5 protein-coding genes are annotated in these 4,726 nt (G+C 64.0%); 1 reads left to right on the forward strand and 4 read right to left on the reverse strand.

All coding sequences use genetic code 11. The features are described 5' to 3' along the window. A partial coding sequence (locus EOA24_RS27910; protein WP_127410285.1) for an SDR family oxidoreductase occupies window positions 1-461 on the forward strand: 461 nt, incomplete at its 5' end. Between the two features lie 36 nt (window positions 462-497). Here EOA24_RS27910 and EOA24_RS27915 read toward each other — a convergent pair. The 4 genes from EOA24_RS27915 to EOA24_RS27930 form a co-directional block, all read right to left on the reverse strand. Beyond that, complete coding sequence (locus EOA24_RS27915) at window positions 498-956, reverse strand: carboxymuconolactone decarboxylase family protein (RefSeq protein ID WP_126081948.1); 459 nt, start codon at window positions 954-956, stop codon at window positions 498-500. A 37-nt stretch (window positions 957-993) separates the two neighbouring features. Beyond that, the gene (locus EOA24_RS27920) at window positions 994-1,512 is read right to left on the reverse strand and encodes an Rrf2 family transcriptional regulator (RefSeq protein WP_126081947.1); all 519 of its coding nucleotides are present in this window, start codon (window positions 1,510-1,512) and stop codon (window positions 994-996) included. Between the two features lie 338 nt (window positions 1,513-1,850). Next, entirely contained in the window at window positions 1,851-3,164 is a 1,314-nt protein-coding gene (preA, locus tag EOA24_RS27925; protein ID WP_126081946.1) for an NAD-dependent dihydropyrimidine dehydrogenase subunit PreA, read from the reverse strand. 2 nt (window positions 3,165-3,166) lie between these two features. Beyond that, window positions 3,167-4,531 carry an NAD(P)-dependent oxidoreductase gene (locus EOA24_RS27930; protein WP_126081945.1) on the reverse strand — a complete coding sequence of 455 codons (1,365 nt, stop codon included), beginning with the start codon at window positions 4,529-4,531 and terminating at the stop codon, window positions 3,167-3,169. Window positions 4,532-4,726: the final 195 nt, after the last annotated feature.

The following is a 4,726-nucleotide window of genomic DNA, read 5'->3' on the forward strand; positions in this document are numbered from 1 at the left end:
GGCTGGGACCGTTCGCGACGCTCGACCTCGCCGATATCGGCAGCGGCGTCGACGAAAAGATCCGGCCGCAATTGTCCTGTCTGCAGGCAGCCCTGCCGACGCTGAACAAGACCGGATCGGTCACCTTCATCTCGGCTGTCTCGGCGCAGATCGCGGCGCCGGGCGTCGCCGGCATCGGCGCCATCAACGGCATGCTCTTGACCGTCGCGCCGATCCTCGCTGTCGAGCTGAAGCCGCTGCGCGTCAACGTCGTGGCCCCCGGCGTCATCGACACCCCATGGTGGGACTTTCTGCCGGACGATCAGCGGCAAGCGGTGTTTGCCGAATATGCCGGCAAGACGCCGGTCGGCCGCATCGGCCGCGCCGAGGATGTCGCCGAGGCGATTGCCTTCCTGGTCTCCAACGGCTTCATGACCGGCCAGGTGCTGACCTGCGACGGCGGCTTGAGGTTCGCGGCCTAGAGGATGCGCGCGGACTCCCATCCGCGCGCCCTAGGATCAGGCAGCCTTGGCAGCCGGCATCGGATGGATGGCGTGGAAGGGAATGCACAACCGGTTCCACGTGTTGATCATGCCTAGTGCGACCGAGAGCTTGACCAGTTCCTCTTCCGAGAAATGCTCGAGCGTGCTGGCGTAGAGCTCGTCCGACACGCCATTGTCGGCGATCAGCGTCACGGCCTCGGTCCATGCGAGAGCGGCACGCTCGCGCTCGGAAAACAGCGGCGATTCCTTCCAGGCGGCGACGAGATAGAGCCGGGTTTCGGTCTCGCCGTCGCGCCTCGCCTCGCGGCTGTGCATCTCGACGCAGTATGAGCAGCCATTGATCTGCGAAGCGCGGAGCTTGACCAGGTGCAACAGGCTCACTTCCAGCCCGCATTCGTCGACGGCCTTGTTGAGCGCCGACACCGCCTTCATGATCTCGGGGGCCTTGGCAAAGAACTGCAATCTCTGTTTCATCGTCTTTCCTTCCAGTTTTTTGGGTGGGGTTAGGGGTTTAAGTCTGCTTGGATGAAGCGGATTTCTGCGGCCGCTGGTGGCGCTCGACGAAGGCGCAGCTCGCGGCATAGGAGCGCGGGTCGCCTTCGGCCGCGTACTCCGCCACGAGATCGGACAGCTTTACGTCGGCAAGCGCCGCCCGATAGGCGCGCTCGGCCCTGAGCATCGCGGCGTTGATGCCGCAGGGCTTCACATAGGCCGAGGCGTCGATCTTGACCGGGCCGCGCTGGCGGATTTCGCCGCAGCGGAAGGCAGGCTCCCTGCCCTCGACCGCCAGCACGATATCGAGCAGCGTGATACGTTCCGCCGCCCGCGCCAGCCTGTAGCCGCCCGCCGGCCCCGGCACCGATTCAAGGATGCGCGCCGCCGTGAGCTGGTTGAGATGCTTCAACAGATAGCTCGGCGACAGCCCGAAACACTCCGCCAGCGCCGCGCCCGGCATGGTGCTGTTGCCGTCCACACTGGCCAGCGTCGCCGCGCAGTGGATGGCCGCCTCAACGCCATCGCCCAGTTTCATCGTGCCGATCTCCAATTCGTGGATATAACTTATCGTGGATAATTTTTATCTGCAATAGGAAAATGCAAATTGCTCTGCCATTCATCAAGGCAATGTGAGAGAACGGCGCTTCGCAGGACCTGGGTTCCTCGCACCCCGCAAAGCGGGGGAGAGGTGGCCCGGCGAAGCCAGGACGGAGAGGGGGACCACCCTCTGCGAAGCCAGAAACCGGTCAAGGACGAGGCGCAGGGAAAAAAGGCAATCAAGGCCGTCGGCGGTCCAGCCGCCGCGAAGGGCCCTCTCCGTCCCGGCTTCGCCGGGCCACCTCTCCCCACTGTCGTGGCGCGAGGAACCCGAGCTTATTCCGCCGCTACCTTGGCCATCGGATTGTTCGGATGCGTCGTCCAGTTGGCGTAGATCGGCGACACCGGCTTGCCAGTGCGTTGATCCACGACGCCGGCAGCCAGCGGCTCCATGGTGATGCAGCCTTCGACCGGGCAGACATTGACGCACAGATTGCAGCCGACGCATTCAGCCTCGATAACCTCGAAATGCCTCACACCATCCACCATGTTGGTGATCGCCTGGTGCGAGGTGTCCTCGCAGGCGATGTGGCAGCGGCCGCATTTGATGCAGGCGTCCTGGTCGATATGCGCCTTGGCGACATAGTTGAGGTTGAGATACTGCCAGTCGGTGACGTTGGGCGTGGCGCGGCCGATGATATCGGAGAGCGAGGCGTGGCCCTTCTCGTCCATCCAGTTTTCCAGGCCGGCGATCATCTCCTGCACGATCTTGAAGCCGTAGGTCATCGCCGCCGTGCAGACCTGCACATTGCCGGCGCCGAGCGCCATGAACTCGGCGGCGTCGCGCCAGGTGGTGATGCCGCCGATGCCCGAGATCGGCAGGCCGCGGGTTTCGGGATCGCGCGCGATCTCGGCCACCATATTCATGGCGATCGGCTTCACCGCCGGGCCGCAATAGCCGCCATGCGAGCCCTTGCCGTCGATGGTCGGCTGTGGCGCAAAGGAGTCGAGATCGACGCCGGTGATCGAGTTGATCGTATTGATCAGCGACACGGCGTCGGTGCCGCCGGCATGCGCGGCTCTCGCCGGCTTACGGATGTCGGTGATGTTGGGCGTCAGCTTGGTGATGACGGGCATGCGCGTGTACTGCTTGCACCAGCGCACCACCATCTCGATATATTCCGGCACCTGGCCGACCGCCGAGCCCATGCCGCGCTCGCTCATGCCGTGCGGGCAGCCGAAATTGAGCTCGATGCCGTCGGCGCCGGTCTCCTCGACCAAGGGCAGGATCGCTTTCCAGCTTTCCTCCACGCAAGGCACCATGATCGAGGCGATGAGCGCCCGGTCCGGCCAGTTTATCTTCACCTGCTTCATCTCGCGCAGGTTGGTCTGCAGGTCGCGGTCGGTGATCAACTCGATGTTGTTCAAGCCAAGCAGCCGGCGGTCGGCGCCCCAGATCGCGCCATAGCGCGGACCGTTGACATTGACGACCGGCGGCCCCTCTTCGCCGAGCGTCTTCCACACCACGCCGCCCCAGCCGGCCTTGAAGGCGCGCTCGACATTGTAGGCCTTGTCGGTGGGCGGCGCAGACGCCAGCCAGAACGGATTTGGCGACTTGATGCCGATGAAGTTGTTGCGGATGTCTGCCATGCTCATGCCCTCCCGTTAGAGGTCAGTGCCCGGTGGATGCTCTCGGCCGCGTCGCGCCCTTGCGCCACCGCCGATACGGTCAAATCGTCGCCGCCGAAGATGCAATCGCCGCCCGCCCAGACCTTTGCCAGCGACGTGCGTCCTTCGGCGTCGACCTTGATGCGGCCGCCTTCGAGCTCGATCGCCTCTGCGCTGCCGTTGAGATGCGCCGGCACAAAACTCTGGCCGATCGCCTTGAACACCTGGTCGGCGACGAGCGTGAGCCGCTCACCGGTGCCGACAAGCTTGTCGCCGCTCATAGCGGTGTATTCGAGCTCGATGGCCGAGACCTTGCCGTTCTCGCCAATGACGCGCTTGGGCTTCAGCCAGTGGCGGATGGTGACGCCGTTGGCGGCGGCCAGATCCTGCTCGAACTCCGAAGCGTTCATATGCTCCTGGCCGCGCCGGTAGCAGATCGTCACCTCTTCGGCGCCGAGCAGCTTCGACTGCACCGCGGCATCGACCGCCGTCATGCCGCCGCCGATGACGACCACGCGCCGGCCGACCGGCAGGCTGGAGAGGTCGCTCGCCTGGCGCAGTTCGGCGATGAACTCGACCGCGTTGGTGACGCCGTCGGCGTCTTCGCCCTCGGCGCGCAGCGCATTGACGCCGCCGAGCCCCATGCCGAGGAACACCGCATCATAGTTGCGCATCAGGTCGGCCAGTTGGAAGTCGCGGCCGAGCGCCTTGCCGTTCTGGATGTCGATGCCGCCGATCGCGGTGACATAGTCGACCTCAGCCTGGGCGAAATCGTCGACGCTCTTATAGGCGGCAATGCCATATTCATTGAGGCCGCCGGACTTCAGCCGTGCCTCCAGGATCGTCACCTCATGGCCATGGCGGGCAAGGCGATGCGCCGCCGCCAGCCCGGCCGGACCGGCGCCGACCACGGCGATGCTTTTCCCGGTCGGCTCGGCGCGCTTGTAGAACTGCTTGCCCTCGCTCATCGCGACATCGGTGGCGTAACGCTGCAGCCGGCCGATCTGCACCGGCTTGCCTTCGGCCACTTCGCGCACGCAGACCTCTTCGCACAGCGTCTCGGTCGGGCAGACGCGGGCGCACATGCCGCCAAGGATATTCTGGTCGAAGATCGTCTTGGCCGAGCCCAGCGGATTGCCGGTCGCGATCTGGCGAATGAACAGCGGGATGTCGATCGACGTCGGGCATGCATTCATGCAGGGCGCGTCGTAGCAGAAATAGCAGCGGTCGGATTCGACCAGCGCTTCGTGGTGATCGAGCGGCGGGTGCAGGTCGGAAAAATTGTCGGCATATTGCTCGGAAGACAGCCGGCCGCCGGCAATGCCCTCGATGAAATGACCAGTCGCCATTCCAGTTCCCCTTGTTGTCGTTTTGGGGAAGGCTAGCACGTTTTATTTTTTTATCAATTGGTCAATTTTCGGCCAAACCCCTGAAAAGGTTGAGTAAAAACATGACAAATTAAATCATGTTATAGCCGCCTCATTGATCTCTGCCGCGTCATGATTTGTGACCCGGTGGCCATGGATCGACCGGATCTCGTCCGC

Origin of the sequence: Mesorhizobium sp. M2A.F.Ca.ET.039.01.1.1 (assembly GCF_003998035.1) — a bacterium.
Taxonomy (GTDB): Bacteria; Pseudomonadota; Alphaproteobacteria; order Rhizobiales; family Rhizobiaceae; genus Mesorhizobium.

Excerpts from the sequence above, each read along its gene's own strand:
- EOA24_RS27915 (WP_126081948.1), bottom strand. The coding sequence starts at position 956 with ATGAAACAGAGATTGCAGTTCTTTGCCAAGGCCCCCGAGATCATGAAG.
- EOA24_RS27920 (WP_126081947.1), bottom strand. The coding sequence starts at position 1,512 with ATGAAACTGGGCGATGGCGTTGAGGCGGCCATCCACTGCGCGGCGACG.
- preA (WP_126081946.1), bottom strand. The coding sequence starts at position 3,164 with ATGGCAGACATCCGCAACAACTTCATCGGCATCAAGTCGCCAAATCCG.
- EOA24_RS27930 (WP_126081945.1), bottom strand. The coding sequence starts at position 4,531 with ATGGCGACTGGTCATTTCATCGAGGGCATTGCCGGCGGCCGGCTGTCT.